The organism is Paenibacillus tarimensis, assembly GCF_021532315.1.
Classification (GTDB): domain Bacteria; phylum Bacillota; class Bacilli; order Paenibacillales; family Paenibacillaceae; genus Paenibacillus_I; species Paenibacillus_I tarimensis.
In genome coordinates, this window is record NZ_JAKGAO010000024.1 from 37,508 (window position 1) to 60,700 (window position 23,193).

Consider the following 23,193-nt stretch of genomic DNA (forward strand, 5'->3'; position numbering starts at 1 on the left):
GGGAATAAACCAAAGAGACCAGGGGATGGTCTCTTTGGGTCTTGCGGGGTTACTTAAAACGGGGATGGTAAATGAGGATTAGTTGGACTGCAGGCAGCCGTACAGCGTGCCAACTTGGTCTTCCTTCTCGTCATAGATGGCAATTGTGCCTTCGGAGTGGAACGTGGCATTGCGTGGAGGAAGTCCGGTAATCCGGCCCTTCATGTGGATTGGCTGGTTATTGTGGAAGGTGCCCTCAGGCGTCTCGATAACCCAGTAGAGGAAGGACTCAGCTTGAACGCCGTCCGCCATTTTCTTGCCTACCGGTACAGCAGCAGACGCTTTAATAGGCTGGCCTTGACCGTTTACACCGCCGCGAACCCGGACTTGCTGTCCTGGCCACAGCACTTCCGACGTGGCAACAAGCTCTACGTTCTCGATCTCGAGGTCAACGGTTACACCGGACTTCAGGCTGAATTCCGAATCGTTAACGGTAAACTTCGTCGGGTTTACCTGTGTGAATTGCAGTTCCTCAGAACGGCCATCCATCAGTTCCAGATACGTCTTGCTGTTCGAGCTTGGCAGCGTCATTTGCACTTGCTTTGCGGACAATAACTTCATGTTATGCCTCCTAATTGGTGGATTGTCTCCCGGGGACATCTTTATTATCTCACCATGCAATTTATGGCGCCCTGCGTTTCCTTCTGCGTTATTCGTTTTTTATTACCTTCTCCGTTTCATCCTTTAGTTCTAGCACAATCTGGGCAATTGAGTAGTCACCGGAGTGAGAAATACTTACCCAAATGCTCCACTGGCTGAGCGGGTAATCCTCCCGCGCCTTACCATGCAGCACAACACGCGGCTGCCCTGATTTCTCATTCACCGTCTCCACATCAATTAATCGGTATCCGCCGCTCAAGCCTGCGGATGCTGCTTTAAGAAATGCCTCCTTGACAGCCCAACGGGCCGCATAATGCTGTTCAGGGCTACGGAAGCCGTTGCAGTAATTCCTTTCATGCTCCGTGAAGATCTTCGCTAAGGAAAGTGGAGGGTGCCGCTCAATCATCTCTCTTATCTGGGTAATAGACTGAAGATCAATGCCAACTCCGTGAATCACCTCATTCCACCCGCCTCCAGCCTTATTAAGGACCTTCCCAGCCGATAAGCATGCTTGGCTCCGCCATAAGCGCGCCCCCTGATAGACTCACGCAGCATCTCCAGGTTACGTCTATATTCATCCTCCATAACATATCTCGCCAGCTCGTAAAAATGCCCCGACGTACAGGTATCCGGCAGCACATACTCACAACCGCCCTGCTTCCATAGATTACGCGCATTATATTCTCTCTCGGAATGAGTGGGAACGATGAGGGAGGGAACCGCATGGAGCATCGAAGACAGACAGCTTCCATGGCCGCCGTGGTGGATATACAACTTGGCTTTGGAAAGCCAGCCGGGATGGAAGCGCTCGACCCGGACAATTGAAGAGGGCATAGTCCTGGCCTCCTGCACCGGAAGCTTGCCCGAGTACACGATGGCAACACGCTCCGGCTTGCCCCGGAATGCCTCCTGCACAATCCTGACTAGCCGCAGACCGGAATCGCCAGCCGTATCGGATACCCTCCCTGCATATACCAGCACATCCGGTGAGAGGTCAGCAAACTCACGGGTTGCCGGGTTAACCTTCTGCTCTTCCCCTATTGGGCCTACATAGTGAACAGCTTCACCTCTAATAGGGTCAAGCTCCGGGATGCTGGGGACAACTGTTATATCGCCGGTGGTGAGCTCTTCCATGCGGCTGACAGGGCTCAGTCCGAGTTCCTGAAGCACCCGGTTGACAACGGGCGTTACTCTAGATACGTTGCGCGGAGGCCGACTCCAGTAATGAAGGGGAAGACCGGCAGGATGGAAGCAGGCCTGTGTAAGACTGACAACAGGAATGCCCAGGTAACGCGCGGCTATAATAGTATGGGGACTTAAATCGGCATAAACCAAATGGGGAGCAATTGACTTTAACATGGCAATACGGCTCAGAATCCACGAACGGACGAATGTATAGTCAGCAAGCCCAAGACCGGCATAATAGTGATCCAGATGATAAAAGGTGGAGCCCCTCGAGACAAGCAAGCCCGGATTGGGCACAGTGGGGTCTTGATCCGCCACATGCCGGTAGCCATTGTTCTCCAGATACCGTGCCGCCTGCTGATCATAAATGCTGAACGACACGGTATCACCGGCCTGCCGGTGCTGTTCTGCAATCGGCAGGGTGCGGAGAACCGGCCCCAGGCCTCCACTCAGTCCAAAGAAAATACGCCTCAAGGCATTCCCCCCTGACTCTTCTGTAGATTAATAAAGGTATTCATCTGCAACGGTGTGCCAAGCGGGTGACAGAATAGAGCCTTGTCTATGCCGACCTGTCCCCCAGCCCTAATTAATCGGTTGTAAATCTCAGATACATACCATTCTCCTGCTTCTACCGGTACCTCCTCTTCCACTGCTTGCGATACAAGCTGGAGGTATTCAGCAGCCGAGCGGAAATAATAAAGTCCGGACGTGGCCCAAGGGGAAATAACCCTCTTCTCCCTGACCGACCGGACCAATTCATTAGCATAAAGCTCTACATAACTGAAAGAATGATCTGATGATGCAAATACATTAATTAGACCATCGAGTCTGGCTAAATCCCCCGATAGAGTCCTCCCAATATCCGTTCCCACATACGTATCGCCATTAAAAATAAGAAGAGGGTCTGATTGGCACATAACCGAGCGCGCTTCCCATACACTCTCCGCCTGTCCGCGGGTCATGCGGTCAATAGCAACGACTGCTGCTCCCGGGCAGCGGCGGTAAATCACCTGCTCCAGATCAGTATGCGTGAGATGAGCCTGCTGTACGACAAAAATGAAATGCTGACCCTGAAAAAAGGGGAGCAAGCTGTCGAGCGCCCAGTACAGCATGGGACGGCCCATCACTTCAATCAGCATCTTCGGAACATGAAATCCTGCCTCGCGAAACCGTCTGCCTTCTCCGGCCAAGGGGATAACGATATTCATGCTTCATCGCCTTTTCGCTGAACAGCCGTTAATGCATGCTCCCACCCGTTAAATTGATGAGCAAGATCGTCAATGTAGATATCGCCGTAAGGTTTACCGAATACCAGCTCGTCGTACGGTATATTGAAGCGTTCCAGCCACTGCTGTGTGATTTGGCCAACATTAGCGATAACTCTTCCTACATTGCCTCCGGCTGTCCTCATATTGCGCGCAGTATGGATAATTACCGTGTGCCCTTCCGCCTTTAGCTTCTGCATCGCTTCAACAGCCCCCTCAAGCGGAAGCACGTCGGCATAAGTCTGTTCCCCTTGCTTTAACCCGCACAGCGTACCATCCAAATCAACTACAATACGCATTAGTCTCCCCCTACCCCTCCAATATTTCTTCCAAGAGCTCGGTTCCAATCGCGAACAAAGCAAGCTGCCGCATGTGATCTTCCTTGTGGAGGGGAAGCATGGACAGGAACAGCAGGGCTTCAATTACACGCACGGACCGCAGACGTTGCGGCGGCATCCAGCTGTCCAGCAGATTTCGCATCCACGTTATGTCAGGATCCTGCTTCATCTTCAGTTCAATGGAACCCGGGTGGATGGCTGCCTCGTACCGGCCCCTGACAATATGCTCGTAGCCTGTTAAGCTATGGCGCAGCTTGGCCCAATCGTAGCGATGGTCACCATAGATGGTTTGAATACCAAACCGGCCTCTTGGATCGATAGCCTTAACACTGCCTGATTCAGCCGAATAAAAGAGATTGGACAAACAGAAATCACCATGCATAACTGTAATCTCAGGATTGTCCAGAAGCTTTATCAGCTCCTTCATACCTTTTTGCAGCATGACAGTGGGGCTCATCACCGGTCTGCCATTCAGATAATAGTAGCCCTGTTTATGCGCTTCCCTGGCCCATTCGCTCTGCAGAAGAAAAGTATTAAGCCGCTGATGCGTCTTGCCTATGTACATCGTATACAGATGAAGCCTTGACAGACTGCCGGTATACGCTGCGAAACTGCCCAGTACAAGACGCAAGCTTTCAAGAATTCCGCTCCATTCATGCCGGGTCCGGCTGCCTTGAATTAATGACTCCCCAAGCGTACCTCCCGGCACGTAATCAAGTGTCAAATAGGCGCGCGGTTTGCCAAGTGAGAAGGATTGCAGCAGGGGCGTATATGTCTTAAGATCCTCCGGCAAGTCCAGGTACCAGACGATTTCATCGATCAGCTTGCTTGGATGGTCGCTTGTCTTGGTCACCGACACGGCATCTTCCGATATCTCGACATAGTTAAAATATCTCGTCTTCACAATCATCCCCCTCTTATGCTGTATGGGAACCGTGGCGGGCATTCTTTCTGCGATAGTCGGATGGCCTCTCCCCTACCAGCCGTTTAAAGACCCGGCCAAAATGCGTCAGATCTCCATAGCCAACCGCATAGCATACATCCGTAACCGGAATTCCTTCCTGCAGCATGACCTTCGCCTTCTGTACCCGCTTATTCATAATGTATTCCTTAAATCCGATGCCAAAATGCTCCTTGAACATTCGGCTGTAGTGGCAGCGGCTGACAAAAATACTCGCGGCAACCGTTTCAAGGCACAATTCATTTTCACACAGGTTTTCCTCAATGTACTCAATCGATTTGTACAACAATGGTGGCGGCTGCTGCTTGTCTGCCGCTTCAGCTGAAGATTTGGACAACAGCCCGACAGAGTCAAGAAAGGAGTAGAACACGAATAAATCCAGCTTATTAACCTTCAATAAAATCATTACAGGGGTTTCAAGCTTCAAATCTTCAACTTTCCAGGATGGAGGCAGTGTATCCTCAAAGCTTAGCAGGACAATAAACTTGTAGGAATTCGTCCGGATATGCCGGGATACGGCAGCGAAGTTGTGCTCAGCTAAAATATTCATGTTGGCAAACATCTGTTGGACACGGCGATGCTCGTCTTCCTTTAATTCATGACTGATAACCAGCAACACATCCATTTAGCTTACCTCCCAGTTGTTGTTCCAGGTAAGTTAATGGTACCAATGGATATCTTTTTATGATCTGTATCTATTGTGCAAGAATAGGAGTTAATTGCTCATTACAGGAACATGTGTTCCCTTATTATAGCATCTAAATGCTTCTGACATAAAGAAAACATTACCTGTCCAAATCCGCCGGAGGGATCTGGGCCAAGTAATGCTTATACGAGAATCTTATATATACCTTCCCGGGATAATGATACGCGGTTGGTCCTGCTTGGGGAGCGAACGGTAATACTCCAGCTCCTCCGCCGACAGATAGTATGTCTTCACCTCACTGTTTGGAGACAGCCGTTCTTTCTGAGGACGCGGAACTACCGTCCTTTTGAAAATATGCATTTTGGCCAACCCTATCCCTCCTAATCCGACTTCAACTCATCTATTAAACATGAAGTATCCATTGGAGCTCCCGTACAAGCCCTAAGGAGTTCCTGCCACCCTGCTGACGCTCCCGGCTTAAAGAGCTTATCATCCAGCCAATCCAGGGAAGCCTGGTTGGCCACTGCTCCATATTTGAAGAATAAGGCGTGCTGGATTTGCGAAGCGGCCACCTCGCCCCAAAGATAGTTATAGTAATAGACCGGCAGCGTGGTTAGATGTTCCTTAGCCGCCCAGTACGGGTAATCCCATCTGTCCGGGCGGTGGATCAACTGTGTATTCCCCACAATATCCCACCACTGTTCATTCAGACGGCCATCGGGATTATGGTATAGTTCCTTCTCAAACTCAACTACGGCCAGGGTAGCATACAATTTCATTAAGAGATGCTTCCGCAGCCAATTCTTCCTCTCCCCGTTACACTGATCCGGCATCACGAATCCCATTTCGCCCAGCCATTCTGGATCAACGGTTAACCGTTCAAACAATAGAGCCGTCGCCTCGCTAAGGAAGGTATGAGCCGGCTGCCGGAGCAGGAATGGAAGGGAAGGGTCAAGCCCTTGCTCATACAAGGCATGTCCTGTCTCATGAAGCAGAACCTGCAGACCTCTCCAGTCCTTGGACAAGCTGCACATTACCCGTATATCCTGACCCCGGTTAATATTGAGGCAGCAGTTAGCCTGGCTCTTGCCCATCCTCCCCAGCAGATCGGCTTTCGTGAGAAAGTCCGTCTTCACCCCCCTTAATGCGAGCCAGTCTGCCAGCTTCGGAAGAATGACCGAAGGCTCCCACACCCCTGCAGTAGAGGGTGCGGGATAGCCTTGCAGCATCAAGGTGTTATAATGCCAGGGACGCAGCTGACCCGGCTCTATCCCAAATGATTCGCTTATACCCTCATCAAGCTCTTCCTTTAAGCTTCTGTAGGTCTGATCCAGCCCGGACTTGATGCTATCTATACAATGGTTCAGCTGTGCTAAGGTGACTTCTTGAGCAGCCAGCTTCATGACAAAGTAATTGTCATAGCCCTGGTTGACCGCCACCTGGTTTCGAAGCTTCACCAAATTCAGCAAATCAGGAGCCAGCTTCCCGCCCAGCTGCATACCGGCCTCCCAGATCCTCTCTCGTGGTTCTTGTTCCCTCTCCGTTTGCAGCAAAGCTGTAAGCTCAACATTCGAGAACAGCTTCCCCTCTAACGAAGCCCGGTGCGTGGCGATCCGGTAATGCAGCTTATTCCATAGCTCCAGCAGGTGGTGCTGCTCATTCGCTTGGCCTTGATGCTCCAGCAGCTCATTACGCAGCAGGGTGATCTGGCGTGCATCCTGTCCGCCGGCCGGCAGGCGCTCCCTTCTATTCAGGAAGGCTTGTATTTCAGTGGAGGAGAGCAGCTCGTATACCTGCTGCTCGCAACGTGTATGCTCCTCCGCCCACCACTCATCGCCGGTCGCCATAACATGCCACAAGGCGTTCATCATCGGCGTATAAGCGTCAGCCAAGACTGCATTTAGTTCGTCAAACCCCTGAAACTCCAGATTTGAAATGACCATGGTTATGATCCGGCCGCTGCAGGACGGGAACCGCCACCTTTAACGGCGCGAATGATACCGTCAATCATAAAGTCCAGCTCTTCCCGTTCTGCTGTTAACGGCGGATATAGGATTAGCGTGCTGTTAAACCAGTTACCCAGCACTCCCTGGCAGCGGAGAGCCGCCGACAGATTCTGCCCGAACCCATAATCCACGCCTTCCTTGCTGGACCTGTCCGAGACAAACTCGATGGCGATCATCAAGCCACGGCCCCGTATATCTCCCACATGAGCGTGATCCGACAGCCCTTGCTCCAGTCTGTCGATAATATACTCGCCTTTGTTCTCCACCTGTTCCACTAGCTGGTTGTCTTCCAGGAAGCTGAGTACAGCCAGCGCAGCCGCACATCCTACGGGATGTCCGCTCTGTGTGGAGCCGTGCAGAAAGACTCCTCCGTTATTAAACAGCCCTGCAGCCACCCCTTCCGAGATCAGGGTTGCACCCATTGGAAAGTAGCCGCCTGTCAATCCTTTGGAAACAGCTAACAGGTCAGGCTCCACGCCCAGCTGCCGGGATAAGGTCCAGCTGCCCGTCCGGCCAATCCCCGTCGCTACCTCATCCATGATGAGGAGAATTCCGTACCGGTCGGCCAGTTCCCTCACCTGACGGATATAATCCGGTGATATTTCCACCACGCCATTAACGCCTTGAATAGGCTCGATGAGAATAGCCGCAATTTCATCCGGGCCATTCTCAAAGATTGTCTCCTCCAGCATATCCAGGCAAAATTTAGCCACCTGTTCAGGTGTCCCGCTTATAGGCGGCCGGTATCCGACAGGAGCGGGCACCGCGTAACATCCCGGCATGCCTGGCCCGAATGATTCTGCGATGCCCATATGCGTGACAGAGCCGCTGCCAAATGTCGTTCCGTGGTAGCTGCCCTCCAGGCTGATAAATTTAATCCGCTTTTTCTCACCTATTGACAAGAAATATTGGCGGGCAAGACGCATCGCGGTCTCTATTGCTCCCGAACCGTCATTGCTGTAGAACACTTGGCCAAAGGAGCTCCCGCATAGTGCAAGCAGTTTCTGGGACAGCCTTTCTATGAGAGGATGGGTCTGTCCGCAGGTCGAAGCAAAGTGCAAGGTATGATATTGCTCCATCATACGGTGGATGACATACCGGTTGCCGAGGCCCACCGAAGGAACGGCAGTCGTGGCATAAAAGTAACGGTTGTCGTTATTGTCATACACCCAGACACCTTCTCCCCGGGTCAAATACGTATTGTAAGCGTGAAAGTCCTGCTCAGTCATGGAAGAGAAGCCTGACATATAAGTGAAGGGATGAAGCGTGGCATAAGGGCCTTGTACAAAATTATTAGCTTCCAAGGGGTATTCCCCACCTCCTGAGGTACGATTGGCGTTATTATAGCGAATCGGAGGCAGGAAACACTCTGCTTTTGTAGGGTGAAACTTCCTTGCGCTTTGGCGGCAGCCTCTTGGCAGGCTACAGCCACGTGTACCTCGTGTAACCCCTGCGGAACAATAGACGGGAGTCGAAGTGATCGTATTTCTTATTCAGATACGCCTGTTCAGACTGCTGCTGCCGTTCTGTCTTGCTGCTGCCCGCCTTTGCTGTACCACATGGTCTGTACCCGCCAGGCATGCTGCACGATTGACAGCAGCGTCCGTCCTTCTTCTTCATTCGCTGGCTACCACCTTTCATGGTCTTAAGACCAAGCATAGGCCAGCACAATGAGCGAAGACTCGGCGATCATTGTGAAGGGAATATAAGGCAGGCAGCTCTAACGTCCAGCCCGGCTGCCTTGGGGGTGGAAACTACCGGCTATAAGCGCATCTGTAAGCTCCGTGTCCCGCAGAAAAATGTTCACCTCAGGCATCTCAACTGCGTATTGATCTTTGCCGTAATGATATTTCACACAGGCCTGCCTGTTGATGGCGTAAATTGTAACGTTCTGCTTTGTTAATCTGGCCAGTCGCCTGATCTCGTATAATAGGCCATATATTGGCCCCCAATGGGGCAGGTATGGCTTTTCTCTAACCAGATTCAACTGGTTAAGAAGCTGCGCTGCCAGATGATCTATGCTCATTCCCCCACACCCTCTCTCTGTTGTATAGAGCGTACAGCCGTATCGGCGAATGCTTCAGTTCCGAGTCTTGGGTAGTATACCCAAATCATATAACAGACGCAACAGATAGGCGCCCCTTAATAAGGGAAAGCCCGATCGCATGATCGGGCTTAACTTCACTTACTATTCAACTGCAATCGTCACAACGGACATCGCGGGAAGCTTAATGGCCAGCTTATTGCCCTGTACCGTAACTCCGTCGAACGCAGCAGGCTTAACAACATCCGGCTGCTCGAAGGTGTTATGGGCATTCATCGTATCAGCCGTAATAATCGTGCCGGAAACCTTCGTATCGGCCGCATTGATGCCGCGAAGATCCAGGTCGAGTACCGCTCCATTCTGATGGTCAATGTTACACAGGCTGATGTGTACCTTGCCGCTGGCATCCTTGGATGCCGATACGGTCACCTGAGGCAGCTTCTCGCCATTCAGCTCATACGTGCCGAACGTGGAATCAACCGCGAGCAGCTCCGCATCCTGGTGAACCTTGAACATATCGAACACATGATACGTCGGAGTAAGAATCATCTTCTCCCCTTCGGTCAGAATCATCGCCTGCAGCACGTTGACGGTCTGTGCAATGTTCGTCATCTGAACACGGTCGCTATGGTTATGGAAAATATTGAAGTGCAGACCCGCCACCAGGGCGTCACGGATCGTGTTCTGCTGGTACAGGAAGCCAGGGTTCGTGCCAGGCTCGACATCAAACCAGGTACCCCACTCATCGATAATCATGCCGACCCGCTTGTCTGGATCGTACTTATCCATGATGGTTCCGTGCTTGCGAATCAGCTCATCCATATGCAGGGCCTTCTTCATCGTGATGAACCACTCATCCTCAGGGAAGTCCACCGCCGAGCCTTTACCAAGCCAGAAGTCACCTGGAATCGTATAATAATGAAGGCTGAGGCCATCCATCAGACCGCCGGCATTCTTCATCAGCACTTCCGTCCAGTTGTAGTCATCAATGTTGGCGCCGCCGGCAATCTTATAGATCTTGTTATCGCCGTAATTACGGACATAGGTTTGGAAACGGCGGTAGAGATCCGCATAATATTCCGGACGCATATTGCCGCCGCAGCCCCAGTTCTCATTGCCAACACCGAAGTATTTCAGCTTCCAAGGCTCGTCACGGCCGTTCTCACGGCGCCAGTTGGCCATAGGAGATTCGCCTTCGAAGGTCATATATTCAACCCACTCGGACATTTCCTGTACTGTCCCGCTGCCTACGTTGCCGCAAATATAAGGCTCGCATTCCAGCAGCTCGCAGAGCAGCATGAACTCATGCGTACCAAAATGATTATTCTCCACTACGCCGCCCCAATGCGTATTCACCATACGCTTGCGGCTCTCTCTTGGTCCAACGCCGTCCTTCCAGTGGTACTCATCGGCAAAGCAGCCGCCCGGCCAGCGAAGAACCGGCACCTTGATCTGCTTCAAGGCTTCCAGGACATCATTACGGATTCCCTTTGTGTTCGGAATGGAGGAATCTTCGCCTACCCAGATCCCTTCATAGATACATCTGCCCAGATGCTCAGCGAAATGACCATAAATATTCTTGTTAATTACACCTTTACGAATATCCGTATTCACAATAACCTGATTAGTCATCGTTTCCTTACACCTCCATAGATAGATGTGATGCTATTAAAATTATGGACATGAACAAATTTTCCTAGCCCTTGATACCCGAGTTCAGGTTGATGGACTGGATGAAGTATTTCTGTGCGAAGAAGAAGAGCAGCAGCGTCGGAATAATAGCCAGCATTGCCGAGCCCATCAGCTGACCGATCATCCGGTAGTTGCCGTAAATATCCTGAAGCAGAAGCAGCCCCGCTGTAATCGGCATCTTATCTACATCCGTATATACGATAACCGGCCAGAGGAAGTCATTCCAGGAGCCAACGAATGAGAACAGGGCACATACGATCAGCACCGGCTTCATCAGCGGCAAAATAATGGAGAAGTAAATCCTGAAATCTCCGGCGCCGTCTACACGCGCAGACTCATCCAGCTCGTGCGGAATACCAAGCATGAACTGCCTGACGAGGAAGATATTACCCATTCCGGCGAGACCGGGTACAATCATAGCCCATGACGTATTCACCCATCCAAGCGCGTCGATGATTTTGTAGGAAGGGATCAGGTTAACGACCGGCGGGAAGAAGGAGATGCCAAGCAGCACGAAAAACATCGTGTCTCTTCCTCTAAACTTCATGCGGGAATAACCATATCCTGTGAGCGAGATTACCACGACAACGAAGAAGGTATGGAGTATCGCTATATATAGCGAGTTACCAAGCCAGCGTACAATCGGCGCTGTTGACGTATTGTCGAGAATGGCCCTGTAGTTATCCATGATCCATTCAAGCGGCAGCAGTCTAAAACCGGAGTTGATGACCTCTGTCTGTGAACGGAATGACGTTGTCAGACCAAATATAACAGGGATGGCCCAAGCTGCACAAATAGAGATCAAAAATAGGTAAGATATATATTTTGATATCGTCATATTTTTTGACATTTCGCTACACCTGCCTTTTCCGTTTCCTTAATTCCTGAACTTCTTAATTGTTATGCTTAGTTAGCGTTGCGGTTCATAACGTAATACTGGAGCGCCGAGATTACCAGGATAACCACCCCGAGCAGAACCGCCATCGCAGATGCCATACCGGCGATAGAATCCCCGTGGCCAAAGGCTAACTGACGAATGTACATCATCAGAACGGTTGTACTCTCGCGCGGACCGCCATCGGTCAGCATCAGCGGCTGGCCGAATACGTTAAAGGCCCCGGCAGTCGTCATAACAAATGTGTAAATAAGCGGAAAACGGATAGACGGAAGCGTAATGCTGAAGAACTTACGGATCGGTCCGGCACCATCAATGTCTCCGGCTTCATAGAGATCCTTGGACACGCCGTTAATCGAAGCGCGGTAGATAATCATATTGCCGCCCACGCCGCCCCAGATCGTCAGGATAATGATGATCATCCAGGCATAAGGCTGGGTGGTGGACCAGACCGCATCCGATCCGAAGACGTTGCTGCTGACGCCTAGCTGTTTGTTGAAAATCAGGGACCAAATCAGGGCTGCAGCTGATATTGAAATAAGTCCCGGGACATAAATGATCGCCTGAATCGTGCCTTTCATCTTAACCTTCTTATGCTCGAGCGCGACTGCAACCATCAATGGAATAATAATCAGCAAAGGAACGCTCAATGCAACGAACAACAGCGTATTCTTCAAGCCATTCCAGAATTGGCGGTAGAAGGTTGACTCGCTGTCAAACAGGATTGTCCTGTAATTATCCAAACCTGTCCAGACCGGATCGCTATTCAGGTTCCACTGTGTAAACGAGGCATAAATACCGTATACCGTTGGTATGAGAACAAAGACAATGAACAAGATAAGATGCGGTCCCACAAAGAAAGCAGGCATTAATTTTCTCTTCATAGCCATGCAATCCTCCCTCATGAACAATAATGTCGGAAAAGTAATGTGCCGCTAAGGACACATTACTTTTCACAATGGTTTGCTTTCTCTATTGGGCGCCGCTGCTGCCTTGAGCGATCTTATCCTCAACCTGCTTCTGCATTTTGGCTAACGTCTCATCCATATCTACGTTGCCGCGGACAAGGTCTGCCGCATTCTGGTCAATGGCTTCCTGGATATATGGATAATGCTCATAGGTATAGATGTAAAGGGACTTGATCTGCTCTTCGTTCGATGTGAAGAAAGACTGCATGTATTCCTTATACTCTGGACTTTCAATAACTTCTTTACTTGCTACGATCTGACCCGCTTTAGCCCATTCAAGAGAATTCTGGCGGATGAACTCCAAGAAGTTACCAATGCCAGCTTCCTTCTCATCCGATCTGTCTTTATTCGTCAGCATGGCGAACAAGTGGGAGGAAGCTCTGTTCGTGTACTTCTCAGGCGTTGCAGAGTAGACATTGGTTACACCGAAGTTCAAGCCTTCTACGCTGGCGTGTGCCGTGGAGCTCCACGTACCGTCAGTCGAGAACAATACATTGCCGGATTGGAACTGCAGGAATCCATCTTCGCCAAACGGTGTCATCAGGCCAGCGTCAGCGACCTTCTTAATTTCCTCAAAAGCTTGCTTCATAACCGGTGTGTTGACAGCAGGCTTACCGTTCTCCTGAATGTCACCGCCGAGGTTCTGAATTTGAGCCAGGATAACCCAACCAATCAGAGCATCGTTCACTACATAATGGCCGGTTTCCAGCTTGCCTTTAAGCGACAGCATTTCATCGATCGTTACAACATTGTCATCCAGGAACGACTCAGCGCCGTATTTAGCGAGCAGGTCCTTGTTGTAGTACATCACGTTACTGTGAATATCAAGAGGAACCGTATATTGAGTTCCGTCTACCGTGCCCGTCGCCCAAGCTTGCGGCAGGTAGTTCTCTTCTTTGATTTCTGGCTGAGCGGCCAGTATAGTTGTCATCTCTTCCAGCAGTCCTTGTTCAACATAACCCGGTACACGGTCTGCGTGGATGATTGCAAGATCAGGTACGCCCTTGCCTGTATTGAGTACAGTGGACAGCTTCGTGTACATGTCCGCTGTAACGATATGCTTAACTTTGAATTCAGGATTAGTCGCATTATAATTCTCAACCAGCTGGTTCATATAAGCGCCATCCTCACCGGTGAGCGGTGTCCAGAACGTAATCGTATTCTTGTCTTCGCCGCTGCAACCCGACAGTACTGCTACTGCCAAAAAGACGAGCGCCAATGGCAATGCCAACTTTTTCTTCATTATGTTTTCCTCCTGTTATGTGATTGTGAGTAAATGGACATATCGGCTTAACACACACATGCTGACTGGTATGAAAGTCTTTTGTAAACGCAACCACTTTGGATAATAAATAAACTTGCCTTGTAGTTACCTGTCCAACGATTTTGCATACTCTAGATGTACGGACATGCCGCTATGGTGACAACATCCCCCCTCTTAGTTAAACCCTATCCCTTACGGGAATTTGTCCTAATATAATGCGGGAATCTTCTCTACCCCTCTTCTGAACATTTCCTTTAAAAGGATTGAAAGCGTATTCTATGTACCCAAATACTAATATAGTTGTTCGTACATGTCAACCATTTTGTTATAAAATTCTGGTTAATGTACGGACGAATTTGGAAGTAATGCGCTTACATTTGTAAATTAAGTGGGAGTGTGCTATCTTTTTTGATGCAGTAGTTTTAGGTGCTGTTTATTGTACGTACAAGTGTTTGGGAGCGAGTGTGAGCATCATTCTGAACCTATTTGAAAACGCTTAAGATTTTTACCATTATCAATAGAAATGGTGGTAGCATGATACAAAAGACAAAGTATATGCTGGTTAAGGAGCAGATAACAAGCTGGATAAGAGACGGGAAGGTAAAGCCTGGGGATAAGATATATTCCGAGCATGAACTGGTGCGGTTATTCGGAGTCAGCAGACACACGATCCGGCAAGCTGTAGGGGATCTGGTGCATGAAGGATGGCTATACAGGGAGCAGGGTGCCGGCACCTTCTGTTCTTTCAGACCCGAGGAGCCGTTTCAGGAGCCAACCGGACAGCCTTTCCCTCCGCCGCCCGCCGCTTCCCTAAAAACGATTGGAGTGATGACTACCTATATATCAGACTATATTTTCCCCTCTATTATTAAGGGAATCGAATCTTATTTAGCAGCCAAGGGCTATTCTCTAACACTTGCTTGTACGGATAATGATGTTGAAAAAGAACAGCAGTGTCTGCAATCCATGCTGAGCCGGAACATCTCTGGACTGATTGTAGAACCTACCAAGAGCAGCAGCTACAATCCCAACGTCAATTACTACCTCGAGCTCGAGCAGCGCAGGGTTCCTTATTTGATGATAAATCAATACTATCCGCAGTTAATGCCGCCCTTCATGATTGTGGATGATGAAATAGGCGGGCGTCTGGCCGCTGATCACCTGCTGAAGCTGGGTCATAGGCAGATCATCGGAATCTTCAAGACCGATGACCTTCAGGGCATCTATCGCATGAAAGGATTTATCCGCGCCCTGCGGGAAAACCAGGCTGCCTTCTTCCCCGGCATGATTGTTTCCTACACTACGGAGGAGCAGGATATCAGTGTTCTGGATAAGCTGGAGTCCATCTTCCTGTCGCCCGTTGAAATGCCTACCGGTATTGTCTGTTATAATGACCAGATTGCTCTGCTTGTACTGGATATGCTGCGAAATCGGGGTCTGCGGGTACCGGAAGACGTCTCCATCACCGGTTATGACGATTCCATCCTCGCTGAAGCGACAGAGGTCAAGCTAACTTCCGTTACCCATCCCAAGTCGGAAATGGGACTCGAAGCAGCCCGGTGGATTGTCGGCGCTGTCGAAGGCCGAAGCAGCCAGGAAGGGACGATTGTGTACGAACCTCGGCTTGTTATCCGGAGTTCTACTGCCCCGCCCAGAGAAGTATCTTTTGTCCATCATGTATGACACAGGCAGGCGTCACTTCTGCTTGGATTGTTAGCAGCAGAAAATAGAAAAACACGGGCCACTACCCGTGTTTTCTATCGCTATTAGCACATTCAATTCAAGACAGCTATGATCTGGCTACGCAAATCTGGTCCCTGCCATTATCCTTCGCTTGATAAAGCGCCTGATCGGCTTGTTCTATCATAGGTTGAATATCGAAGTCGGAGGATTGCGTCATAATCCCAAAGGATGCCGTAACGCTGAAAGAACCAAAATCAAGTGCTTTTATCCGCTGCGAAATACGCTCCGCGACATCTACTGCCCCGTCCTCGTCCGTTTCCGGCAGCAGGAGCGCAAATTCTTCCCCGCCGAACCGTGCACAGTAGTCCGTTTGTCTAACCTCCTGTTGGATGGCAGCGGCCACTTGTTTAAGAACCATATCGCCTGCCAGGTGACCATGTGTATCATTTACTTGTTTGAAATGATCCAAGTCAATCAACACTAGGGACAGCGGATGAGCGAACCGTTCGGACCGAATCGTCTCTTCCCTGAATTTTATATCAAAATACCGCCGGTTATGAAGCCGGGTTAATTCATCGGTAACCGACAGCTCTCTAAGCTGCCGTTCCATCTCCTTGCGCTCGGTTATATCCCTTAACACAACCATTCTTCCACTGAGCAAGCCGTCATCTTGAATCGTATAGGAGTCCAGGATGTAGTATCGTTCCTCCCCATCCACCAGCAGTTCCAGCTCTTCGTTCTTATGCTCCGTTCCATCACGCAGCACGTGGAAGACTTTCAAGGCATCCTTATTCTCCACGATCTGCTCCACCTGCCAGAAATATTGGTCAAAGACTGACTTCCCCTCCAGGTTCAGCACATCCAGCATTCTCTTGTTACATAAATCAATCCTGCCAGCACTGTCCATACCCATCACCATCGAGTTGGATTCCTGAACCAGCAGATTCCGTTTGTTAAAAATCGCATCCCGCTGCTTGATAGCCTGCATGGTTATAACAACCATCAGTCCGAAGGTTACGAAGATCAAGAGGCCTGTAACAATAAACTCAGTCCGGTATCCGAGAATTATTATGTTGACCAAGACATGGATAAGTGAAGCAGCGGCTGTTATCGTGATTCCCGAAGCCATAGTAAGGAACAGGGAAGAAATTATTATCGGAAACAGATATAACTCAATACTGAAACTCTCGGCAAAGAGATAAGTACTCTCAACATTCCATAACACGGCCAGCATAAACGTAACCAGGACTACAAACTGAATAAACTGTCTCCTGTGCTTCTGGAACTGTCGGATGTAGGTCGGCTTTACAAACAAGCAGGTAAACAAGATAGCTAGGAGATCGAGCAAGAAATGCAATAAGTAAGTGAAAGTGTAGAAGAATCTGATTTTTAGGTAACAAACCAGCACATATATAACAACGGCCACCAGGCTTTTTCCTATTAAGTTTATCATACTTAATTTATCGGCTGTCTCATGCAAAAATGTAGATAAAAAACGGCTAAACCGCGCAGCCTTATATTCCAATATTATGTACATCTACAAAGGGCAAGCCTTCGCTTTGATGATTCTACAGCCCCTTCGCAAGTCTGGATGGAAACCCCTCTAAATCCGGAGTTAACCAGAATAGAGGGGTTCCTTTAGAATTCTATAATCCTTCTTAGAAGCCTTCTCAAAATGAGACGGGCCTCCGCCAGATAATCTTATACCTTCCTGAACTCCATCCATTCGATCTGCAGTCCCGGCTTAATAAAGTCCAGCTTCATCTCATAAACACCTGCGCCTAGCGCAACCTTCGCAAGCTTCTGGTTCACCCACTTGCCTTCCGTACCGTTAGTCTGGATGGTCACCAGCTGCCGGCCGTTCATTGTTACATTACAGGCGCTTTGCGCCAGCTTGCTCTCCGTAGACATAATATGCACGAAGATCCGGTATTCGCCAGCCTCATCCACCCTCACATAAGTCGGCTCCTCTGCAGCAGGCTTAACCCGGGCACCGCCCGATATGCTCTGCCCATGGTCAGCCGTGAGCGACGGGTCTGCCTCGAACCTCTGGACGATTTCCCCGGTTTGCTGCTCTCTCGCGAACACCGGCGCATGCATCAGGAACTCACATATATTCTTGGCGCTGCGCTGCAGCTCGCCCCGGGTTAGAGTGCCGTTCTCTAGTGATTCAATTGTATTGTCTTCCGAAGCATTGGTTTCCGCTCCGTAATTGCTGACGACCATATAGAGGTCATTCTGCGCCCGGACCATCCAATTCGTAAGCTTGGTATCCGAAGGGCCCCCATGAGCGGTATCATTCATTCTAGCCCACCAGTCCGTCATTACAATACCTTTAAATCCCCATTCTCTCCGCAGGATAGTGGTATTGAGATCATAATTGGAAGCCGCCCAGTGCCCGTTTACCGGATTATAAGAGGTCATAACAGAGTTCGCACCGGCCTGCTTTACCGCCATCTCGAAGCCTTTCAGATAAATTTCCCTTAAGGCGCGCTCCGACACCACGGCATCCACCTTATTCCGGTGCTTCTCCTGATTGTTGCAGGCAAAATGCTTAAGCGTCGCATTCGAGCCGCCCTTCCTAATTCCACGCACACAGGAAATCGCGAATACACCTGTCACCAGCGGATCCTCTGAGAAATACTCAAAGTTCCGCCCATTCAGCGGGCTGCGCCGGATATTCATCCCGGGCCCCAGAAGTGTGTCTATCTGATTGCGGACCAGCTCCTGGCCCTCCAATACGTAGAGCTCTTCCACCAGCTCCCTGTTCCAGGTAGCGGCCAGCAGCGTTCCAATCGCTACCTGTGTCGCCTTTTCCCCGCTGTCCATCCGGATGCCCGACGGCCCGTCCGCCGTACAGCCTACCGGAACGCCATAGCCCAGCAGGCTGTCCGTCACGCCCCCGAAGGCGGAAGCCGTGCCTGGCGTAACAAGCGGACTGCTCATGCCTTCTCCCCGCACAATTGCCGCCAGATCCTGATCCGAAAGCTGCGCGATAAAATCATCCATACTAACTTTTCCGTCATGCACATCCCGCAGCGTATACCCGCGGTTCCCGGTTTGCTCCAAAGCTGCAGGAAGGTTCTCCTTAATCCGGTCCTCCAAGGAGATCTTGCGTCTTGGCACTTCTTCGTAGAGGAGCTCGTAGGACCCGTCTTCCTTACGAGCCCCCGGCCGCATTCTGGTGAAGGTCTCCGTTGGCGCCAGCGCCTCTTCCAGCTGCTCCACGACTTGCAGCTCCTCCACGATAAAGCCGCTCTTGCCCTCCACACCGATTTGAACAAGATTCCTTACACTATTACCAGCATACAGAATATAGGTCCCAGCCTCCAGCACGTAAGCGGAAGGATAACCGGTCACACCGCCGTCATCGTATGATGCCAGGCTATTCACCGGAAAGCTCAGCGTTAGCCGCTCCGAGTCACCCGGCTGGAGCAGCTTCGTTTTCCCGAATGCCACCAGCGATTTGGCCGGCTGGCCCAGCTTGCCCTGTGGTGCTTCCGCATAGATCTGAACGACTTCCTTGCCCGCATAAGTGTTCCCCGTATTCGTAACCGTTACCTCAATCTCAATGTAAGTCTCACCATCTCTTGTCCGCAGCTTCGCTTCCCCGGGATCCAGCTTAAACTCCGTATAGGACAATCCGTACCCGAATGCGTACTGTACCTTCTCCGGACAGAATGTCTCGAAATACCGGTAGCCTACATAAATATCCTCCTGATACAGGTTCTTATGTTCATTGCCGTAATTGACGGTGGACGGGTAGTCATCGATTGAATACGCAATCGTATCCGTTAACTTGCCGCTAGGCGTCACATCACCAACCAGCACATCGGCAATCGCGTTGCCGCCTTCCATGCCGCCCTGCCATGCATAGATGACACACGGAACCGGATGGGCATAAGCTTCATCGTCTACCCAGCTCATATCAATAATATTGGATACGTTCAGCACCACAATCGTCTGCTCAAAATGATTGGTCACCAGCTTCAGCATCGCTTGCTCGTCAGCCGTCAGCTGGTAGCTTCCCGGCTCATCCGCATTATCCTGATCTTCACCTGCCGTACGGCCGATGACGACAATCGCTGTGCCGGATTTACGCCTTGCCTCTGCCACCAATTCATCGGTCAGCGGCATTTCCTTCTGATGCCAGGGCTCTGCCGCCCAGCCGCCGCCTCCGTTATCAAACGGGTTCTCTTCAATCCACTTCTCATAAACAGCCGCCAGTTCTTCATTAACGGCTATATCCTTCTTGCTGCGGAGACCATCCAGCAAATTTGTTGTATAGGTGACGTTAACACTGCCGCCTGATCCTGTACCGCTGCGGTAGTAGTTAACCTGTATTCTGCCGAATATTGAAACGCTTTCACCCTTCTGAACCGGAAGAGCCTGTCCTTCATTCTTGAGCAGTACCGCACCTTCGGCAGCAACGGTCCGGCTGAATTCCGCAAAGCCTTCAAGTGGAATGCCAATCTTATTCTGATTCAATTGAATCCCCCCAGAAAAGTCATCTCATACAACCAGTATAGCAAATGCTTTAAGGGAAAATAGCGGAAGCAGAAGGCCTAAAAGTATGCGATTTTGGCTACAAGAGGCACACCGGGATGTGGCTGCGCAGCAGATCCGTCTGCACTACTATGGGCCGACACACATTAACCAAAGCGGGGATTGTTAACTATTGCGAAGCCTGCTGCAACATAAAACAAGCACCAGGTTATAAGTAACCGGATGCTTGTTGCAGGTAACGCCAGCTCATCCTGCTAAGGTAAAATACCCCGGATGCCGCAGCGGCCGCTACCACACCGACGGAGTGAAAAAGACAGGCCTTTTTTTACAAAATATATATATATATTCCTGCATAACCTGCTCATAATAAGCGCAGCCTTGAGCCGGCTGAACCGGGTCAAGGCTGCTTACTCCCTATAGAATGGGATATCATATTCGTAAGCCTTAGGGCTCGATTCCCCAGACAAGCGTACCGTTATGGTAGAGCGTCACTTTATCCCAGTTCGTATAAGAAGTCTTCGCGGGATCGAACGAATAGTCGTTGCTCTCGTCAAAATTGCTCCAGTCATTCTTCGCCATGCGAAGCTGAATGTCGCCCGTCTGTCCGCCCGCTGCAAGCGTCCCGGCACCCGGTGTAAAGCTGAGCTCGACATAATCATCCGCGAATGTCCGGTTGATATTGCTGCCGCCCACCTGAGCCCAGTCAATCCAGGCATTCATCGATGCGCTGCTGTCCTTGGAGAAATAATACCGGATCTTCAGGTCGCTTAAGTTAACCGGCTTCGTTCCCGTATTCCTGATGTTAAAATGAGGCTTGATCTGGTTGTTCCCCGCATCGGTATCCCCGGCACGGTATTGAAGCACCAGGCCTGTCTCAGGAGGCGCCGTTGTACCGGTTGGTTTGGCGCTGACCGAAGCAGAGTTCGGGCTTACTCCTTTGCTGTTAACCGCACTGACCACATAATGATATGTCGTGCCGGCTGACACATCGGTATCCGTATACGTTGTGCCCGCGACTTGCGAAGCCAGCGTCACGTAGCTGCTGCTGCCTGCCGCAGCGCGCTTCACGATATAGCTGGTGGCACCAACTGAAGCATTCCAGCTAAGCGTTACAGACTGCTCGCCCGCTATTGCCTTCAACCCTGTGGGCGCATCGGGGGCCGTTTCCGGCGGATTATTGTTATCGCCTGAAGCCTTCAGCACGATGTGATACGCCGTAAGGGGCGGAACCATGTACGTGAAGCGGTTGCCGGCAATGTTTGTTACCGGAGCGGCCTCTGTCACGTTCGGGCTTGCGGCATCAAAGCCGAAGACCCGGCCCGAGCTGTACGTTTTATCACCTGTAATGGCAATATCCGCTTGAAGCGGTGCTTCCATGTTCTTGTTTAAGACAATAAGGTGGAGCTCATTATTGGTCTCATCCGCAACGGAGGCATGGACAGAGCTGTTGTCCAGATCGGACGTCACCGCGCGTACATTCGTACTGCCATAGGCAGATCCGCTGCCGTCATAGTTGCGGTAGAGCTTGTAAGCGGCGCTGACATAGCTGGTGTCCTCCCCAATTTGCCAGAAGTTGGCCATATAGACGCCATACTTGCCCATAATGCCAAGCACATCCGCCTGGGCCAGACCGCCGGATATGTCACCTTCCCCGCCGTAATTGTATTCCGTCATCGCAAGCTTCGTCCCCGGATAATGCTGATCGATGGACTGCTTCAGCTGCGGCAGCAGGGGCAGGTAGTCGCCGAAGTATTGTCCAATCCAGCTGTCCTCCTGGTAGGTCGGATCCCACAGCGTTCTTGGCGCCTGGAGTCTCGCCTTCTTCGTCTCGGTGTTGCCCACACCCTCGAAGGTGATCCGCTGGCCGCCGCCTCGCGCTTCGGGATACCAGTGAACATCCAGAACGTCCAGCAGGCGCTGGCCGTCAGCCTCGGAAGCCTGCTTCATCTGATTCAGATAATAATCAATGTACCACTTATGATTGCCTCTCACTGCTTCCCAGTCGGAAGCCTCCTGAAGGTTAAGATAGGCGCCAAAGCCGTAGAATACACCGCCGAAAACTTCCGCAGCCGGATCAACCGCCTTAACCGCCCTCGATAGAGAAGCAGAACGGTCTACAAGCTCACGCGCTCCCACCGGATTCGGATGAATTCTGGCGTGCGTATGAGACCACAAGCCGGGCTCATTATCCAGTGAATATCCTTGGACTCCTGTGGACTCTGCCGCGCTGCCGTATTTGTCGACCATGAAATGTACAAACTCGTCCATATAGACTTGACCGTCTGTAAGATCAGGCTGCGTTGAGAAAGGCGCACCCTTACTGAACTGGACCTCCGACCAGCGGACGGAAGGTGCCGTCTCGGATTCAGCCACTTCTCCGTTCTTGTCAAGGGCAACGTAACCCGCCATCTGCAGTGTCAGCAGCGAGTAAGCATCCTGCTGCAGGGATTGGTCGTGGAACTTTGTATGCACAAGCCCCGGCGTATCGCATTCTGTTGTACCGGGTGCATCCGGGATGCCCATCACCGAGCACATGTAGGAATCACTGCTGTGGTACCAATCGCTGCCCGCGTTCGAGGCATTGTTTTCCCAGTTGTATCCAGTCATCCGGTTGCCGCCCAGTCTTCTTGCTGTGAAGCCTTCTGTCCCGGTCATGTCCATTCCCGCATTCGTGCCATAGATATAGGGGCTAATCTCACTCCGGTCCTTGCCCGTATCCACCTGGATGGATACCGGTATGGCGGCAGCGGCGCCGGCCGATGAGAGCGGAATCAGCGAGCTTCCCAATACGGCTGCGGCAGTCAATACCGATACAGCCCATCTTTTCTTCCGGGTCTTCGTCGTCATATCATTCATTCCTCCTTTGTTGGCTGTGCATAGATTTGTACCTCTGTAATACCGAAAACAGCTTCGGTTTTCACCCCTCTCATAGAAAGCGTTTACATATCGTACCTATATTATAAAAGCAACAACTTCCAATGTACATCCTATACCACACAAAATTTACCAACAATATGCGACTCTACTCACCTTTTCTCCCACTGATAGCTTGAGTATTTTGTAGCCGTATGACGGTATCTGTATAATCGGGCAGCGCCAAA

The 23,193-nt window shown here is 50.8% G+C and carries 20 protein-coding genes; 1 reads left to right on the plus strand and 19 read right to left on the minus strand.

Annotated features, from left to right (window positions below):
* Positions 1-78: 78 nt before the first annotated feature.
* The 16 genes from L1N82_RS18535 to L1N82_RS18610 form a co-directional block, all read right to left on the minus strand.
* Entirely contained in the window at positions 79-600 is a 522-nt protein-coding gene (locus L1N82_RS18535) for a hypothetical protein (protein WP_111146934.1), read from the minus strand.
* 88 nt (positions 601-688) lie between these two features.
* Complete coding sequence (gene acpS / locus L1N82_RS18540; protein WP_235288956.1) at positions 689-1,096, minus strand: holo-ACP synthase; 408 nt, start codon at positions 1,094-1,096, stop codon at positions 689-691.
* Complete coding sequence (locus tag L1N82_RS18545) at positions 1,093-2,298, minus strand: glycosyltransferase (protein WP_235288957.1); 1,206 nt, start codon at positions 2,296-2,298, stop codon at positions 1,093-1,095. The genes acpS and L1N82_RS18545 overlap by 4 nt, the downstream gene beginning before the upstream one ends.
* The gene (locus tag L1N82_RS18550) at positions 2,295-3,032 is read right to left on the minus strand and encodes a sugar phosphate nucleotidyltransferase (RefSeq protein WP_235288958.1); all 738 of its coding nucleotides are present in this window, start codon (positions 3,030-3,032) and stop codon (positions 2,295-2,297) included. Before L1N82_RS18550 ends, L1N82_RS18545 begins: the two co-directional genes overlap by 4 nt.
* On the minus strand, positions 3,029-3,388 hold the full coding sequence (locus tag L1N82_RS18555) for an HAD hydrolase family protein (protein ID WP_235288959.1): 360 nt from the start codon (positions 3,386-3,388) through the stop codon (positions 3,029-3,031). The genes L1N82_RS18550 and L1N82_RS18555 overlap by 4 nt, the downstream gene beginning before the upstream one ends.
* 10 nt (positions 3,389-3,398) lie before the next feature.
* Positions 3,399-4,331 (minus strand): hypothetical protein, encoded by a 933-nt coding sequence (locus L1N82_RS18560; protein WP_235288960.1) that lies wholly within the window; start codon positions 4,329-4,331, stop codon positions 3,399-3,401.
* Between the two features lie 13 nt (positions 4,332-4,344).
* Positions 4,345-5,013 carry a helix-turn-helix transcriptional regulator gene (locus L1N82_RS18565; RefSeq protein WP_235288961.1) on the minus strand — a complete coding sequence of 223 codons (669 nt, stop codon included), beginning with the start codon at positions 5,011-5,013 and terminating at the stop codon, positions 4,345-4,347.
* Positions 5,014-5,229: 216 nt separating this feature from the next.
* Entirely contained in the window at positions 5,230-5,403 is a 174-nt protein-coding gene (locus tag L1N82_RS18570) for a hypothetical protein (protein ID WP_235288962.1), read from the minus strand.
* An 11-nt stretch (positions 5,404-5,414) separates the two neighbouring features.
* Positions 5,415-6,977, minus strand: coding sequence for a M3 family metallopeptidase (locus L1N82_RS18575; RefSeq protein ID WP_235288963.1), 1,563 nt, complete (start codon positions 6,975-6,977; stop codon positions 5,415-5,417).
* Positions 6,978-6,979: 2 nt separating this feature from the next.
* Positions 6,980-8,344 carry an aminotransferase family protein gene (locus L1N82_RS18580; RefSeq protein ID WP_235288964.1) on the minus strand — a complete coding sequence of 455 codons (1,365 nt, stop codon included), beginning with the start codon at positions 8,342-8,344 and terminating at the stop codon, positions 6,980-6,982.
* Positions 8,345-8,462: 118 nt separating this feature from the next.
* Entirely contained in the window at positions 8,463-8,660 is a 198-nt protein-coding gene (locus L1N82_RS18585; protein ID WP_235288965.1) for a hypothetical protein, read from the minus strand.
* Between the two features lie 100 nt (positions 8,661-8,760).
* Positions 8,761-9,066 carry a hypothetical protein gene (locus L1N82_RS18590; protein ID WP_235288966.1) on the minus strand — a complete coding sequence of 102 codons (306 nt, stop codon included), beginning with the start codon at positions 9,064-9,066 and terminating at the stop codon, positions 8,761-8,763.
* A gap of 162 nt (positions 9,067-9,228) precedes the next feature.
* Complete coding sequence (locus tag L1N82_RS18595) at positions 9,229-10,716, minus strand: alpha-N-arabinofuranosidase (RefSeq protein WP_235288967.1); 1,488 nt, start codon at positions 10,714-10,716, stop codon at positions 9,229-9,231.
* Positions 10,717-10,780: 64 nt separating this feature from the next.
* Positions 10,781-11,626, minus strand: a complete 846-nt coding sequence (locus L1N82_RS18600) for a carbohydrate ABC transporter permease (protein ID WP_111146924.1) — start codon at positions 11,624-11,626, stop codon at positions 10,781-10,783.
* Positions 11,627-11,682: 56 nt separating this feature from the next.
* A complete protein-coding gene (locus tag L1N82_RS18605; protein ID WP_235288968.1) occupies positions 11,683-12,555 on the minus strand; it encodes a carbohydrate ABC transporter permease in 873 nt (290 codons plus the stop codon).
* An 88-nt stretch (positions 12,556-12,643) separates the two neighbouring features.
* Positions 12,644-13,882, minus strand: coding sequence for an extracellular solute-binding protein (locus L1N82_RS18610; protein ID WP_235288969.1), 1,239 nt, complete (start codon positions 13,880-13,882; stop codon positions 12,644-12,646).
* A gap of 555 nt (positions 13,883-14,437) precedes the next feature.
* Between L1N82_RS18610 and L1N82_RS18615 the strand changes: the two genes are divergently transcribed.
* Positions 14,438-15,586 carry a GntR family transcriptional regulator gene (locus tag L1N82_RS18615; RefSeq protein WP_235288970.1) on the plus strand — a complete coding sequence of 383 codons (1,149 nt, stop codon included), beginning with the start codon at positions 14,438-14,440 and terminating at the stop codon, positions 15,584-15,586.
* A 106-nt stretch (positions 15,587-15,692) separates the two neighbouring features.
* On the opposite strand, the gene L1N82_RS18620 is transcribed toward L1N82_RS18615, so the two are convergent.
* The 3 genes from L1N82_RS18620 to L1N82_RS18630 form a co-directional block, all read right to left on the minus strand.
* Positions 15,693-16,715 carry a sensor domain-containing diguanylate cyclase gene (locus L1N82_RS18620; protein ID WP_235288971.1) on the minus strand — a complete coding sequence of 341 codons (1,023 nt, stop codon included), beginning with the start codon at positions 16,713-16,715 and terminating at the stop codon, positions 15,693-15,695.
* A gap of 572 nt (positions 16,716-17,287) precedes the next feature.
* Positions 17,288-20,074 carry a glycoside hydrolase family 3 C-terminal domain-containing protein gene (locus L1N82_RS18625; RefSeq protein WP_235288972.1) on the minus strand — a complete coding sequence of 929 codons (2,787 nt, stop codon included), beginning with the start codon at positions 20,072-20,074 and terminating at the stop codon, positions 17,288-17,290.
* 462 nt (positions 20,075-20,536) lie between these two features.
* Positions 20,537-22,939: a glycoside hydrolase family 44 protein gene (locus L1N82_RS18630; RefSeq protein WP_235288973.1), complete on the minus strand. Its 2,403-nt coding sequence runs from the start codon at positions 22,937-22,939 to the stop codon at positions 20,537-20,539.
* Positions 22,940-23,193 lie beyond the last annotated feature (254 nt).

Coding starts and splice junctions, on each gene's coding strand:
- L1N82_RS18535 (WP_111146934.1), bottom strand. CDS start 600: ATGAAGTTATTGTCCGCAAAGCAAGTGCAAATGACGCTGCCAAGCTCG.
- L1N82_RS18550 (WP_235288958.1), bottom strand. CDS start 3,032: ATGAATATCGTTATCCCCTTGGCCGGAGAAGGCAGACGGTTTCGCGAG.
- L1N82_RS18555 (WP_235288959.1), bottom strand. CDS start 3,388: ATGCGTATTGTAGTTGATTTGGATGGTACGCTGTGCGGGTTAAAGCAA.
- L1N82_RS18565 (WP_235288961.1), bottom strand. CDS start 5,013: ATGGATGTGTTGCTGGTTATCAGTCATGAATTAAAGGAAGACGAGCAT.
- L1N82_RS18575 (WP_235288963.1), bottom strand. CDS start 6,977: ATGGTCATTTCAAATCTGGAGTTTCAGGGGTTTGACGAACTAAATGCA.
- L1N82_RS18585 (WP_235288965.1), bottom strand. CDS start 8,660: ATGAAGAAGAAGGACGGACGCTGCTGTCAATCGTGCAGCATGCCTGGC.
- L1N82_RS18590 (WP_235288966.1), bottom strand. CDS start 9,066: ATGAGCATAGATCATCTGGCAGCGCAGCTTCTTAACCAGTTGAATCTG.
- L1N82_RS18595 (WP_235288967.1), bottom strand. CDS start 10,716: ATGACTAATCAGGTTATTGTGAATACGGATATTCGTAAAGGTGTAATT.
- L1N82_RS18600 (WP_111146924.1), bottom strand. CDS start 11,626: ATGTCAAAAAATATGACGATATCAAAATATATATCTTACCTATTTTTG.
- L1N82_RS18605 (WP_235288968.1), bottom strand. CDS start 12,555: ATGAAGAGAAAATTAATGCCTGCTTTCTTTGTGGGACCGCATCTTATC.
- L1N82_RS18610 (WP_235288969.1), bottom strand. CDS start 13,882: ATGAAGAAAAAGTTGGCATTGCCATTGGCGCTCGTCTTTTTGGCAGTA.
- L1N82_RS18615 (WP_235288970.1), top strand. CDS start 14,438: ATGATACAAAAGACAAAGTATATGCTGGTTAAGGAGCAGATAACAAGC.
- L1N82_RS18620 (WP_235288971.1), bottom strand. CDS start 16,715: ATGGCTTCGGGAATCACGATAACAGCCGCTGCTTCACTTATCCATGTC.
- L1N82_RS18630 (WP_235288973.1), bottom strand. CDS start 22,939: ATGACGACGAAGACCCGGAAGAAAAGATGGGCTGTATCGGTATTGACT.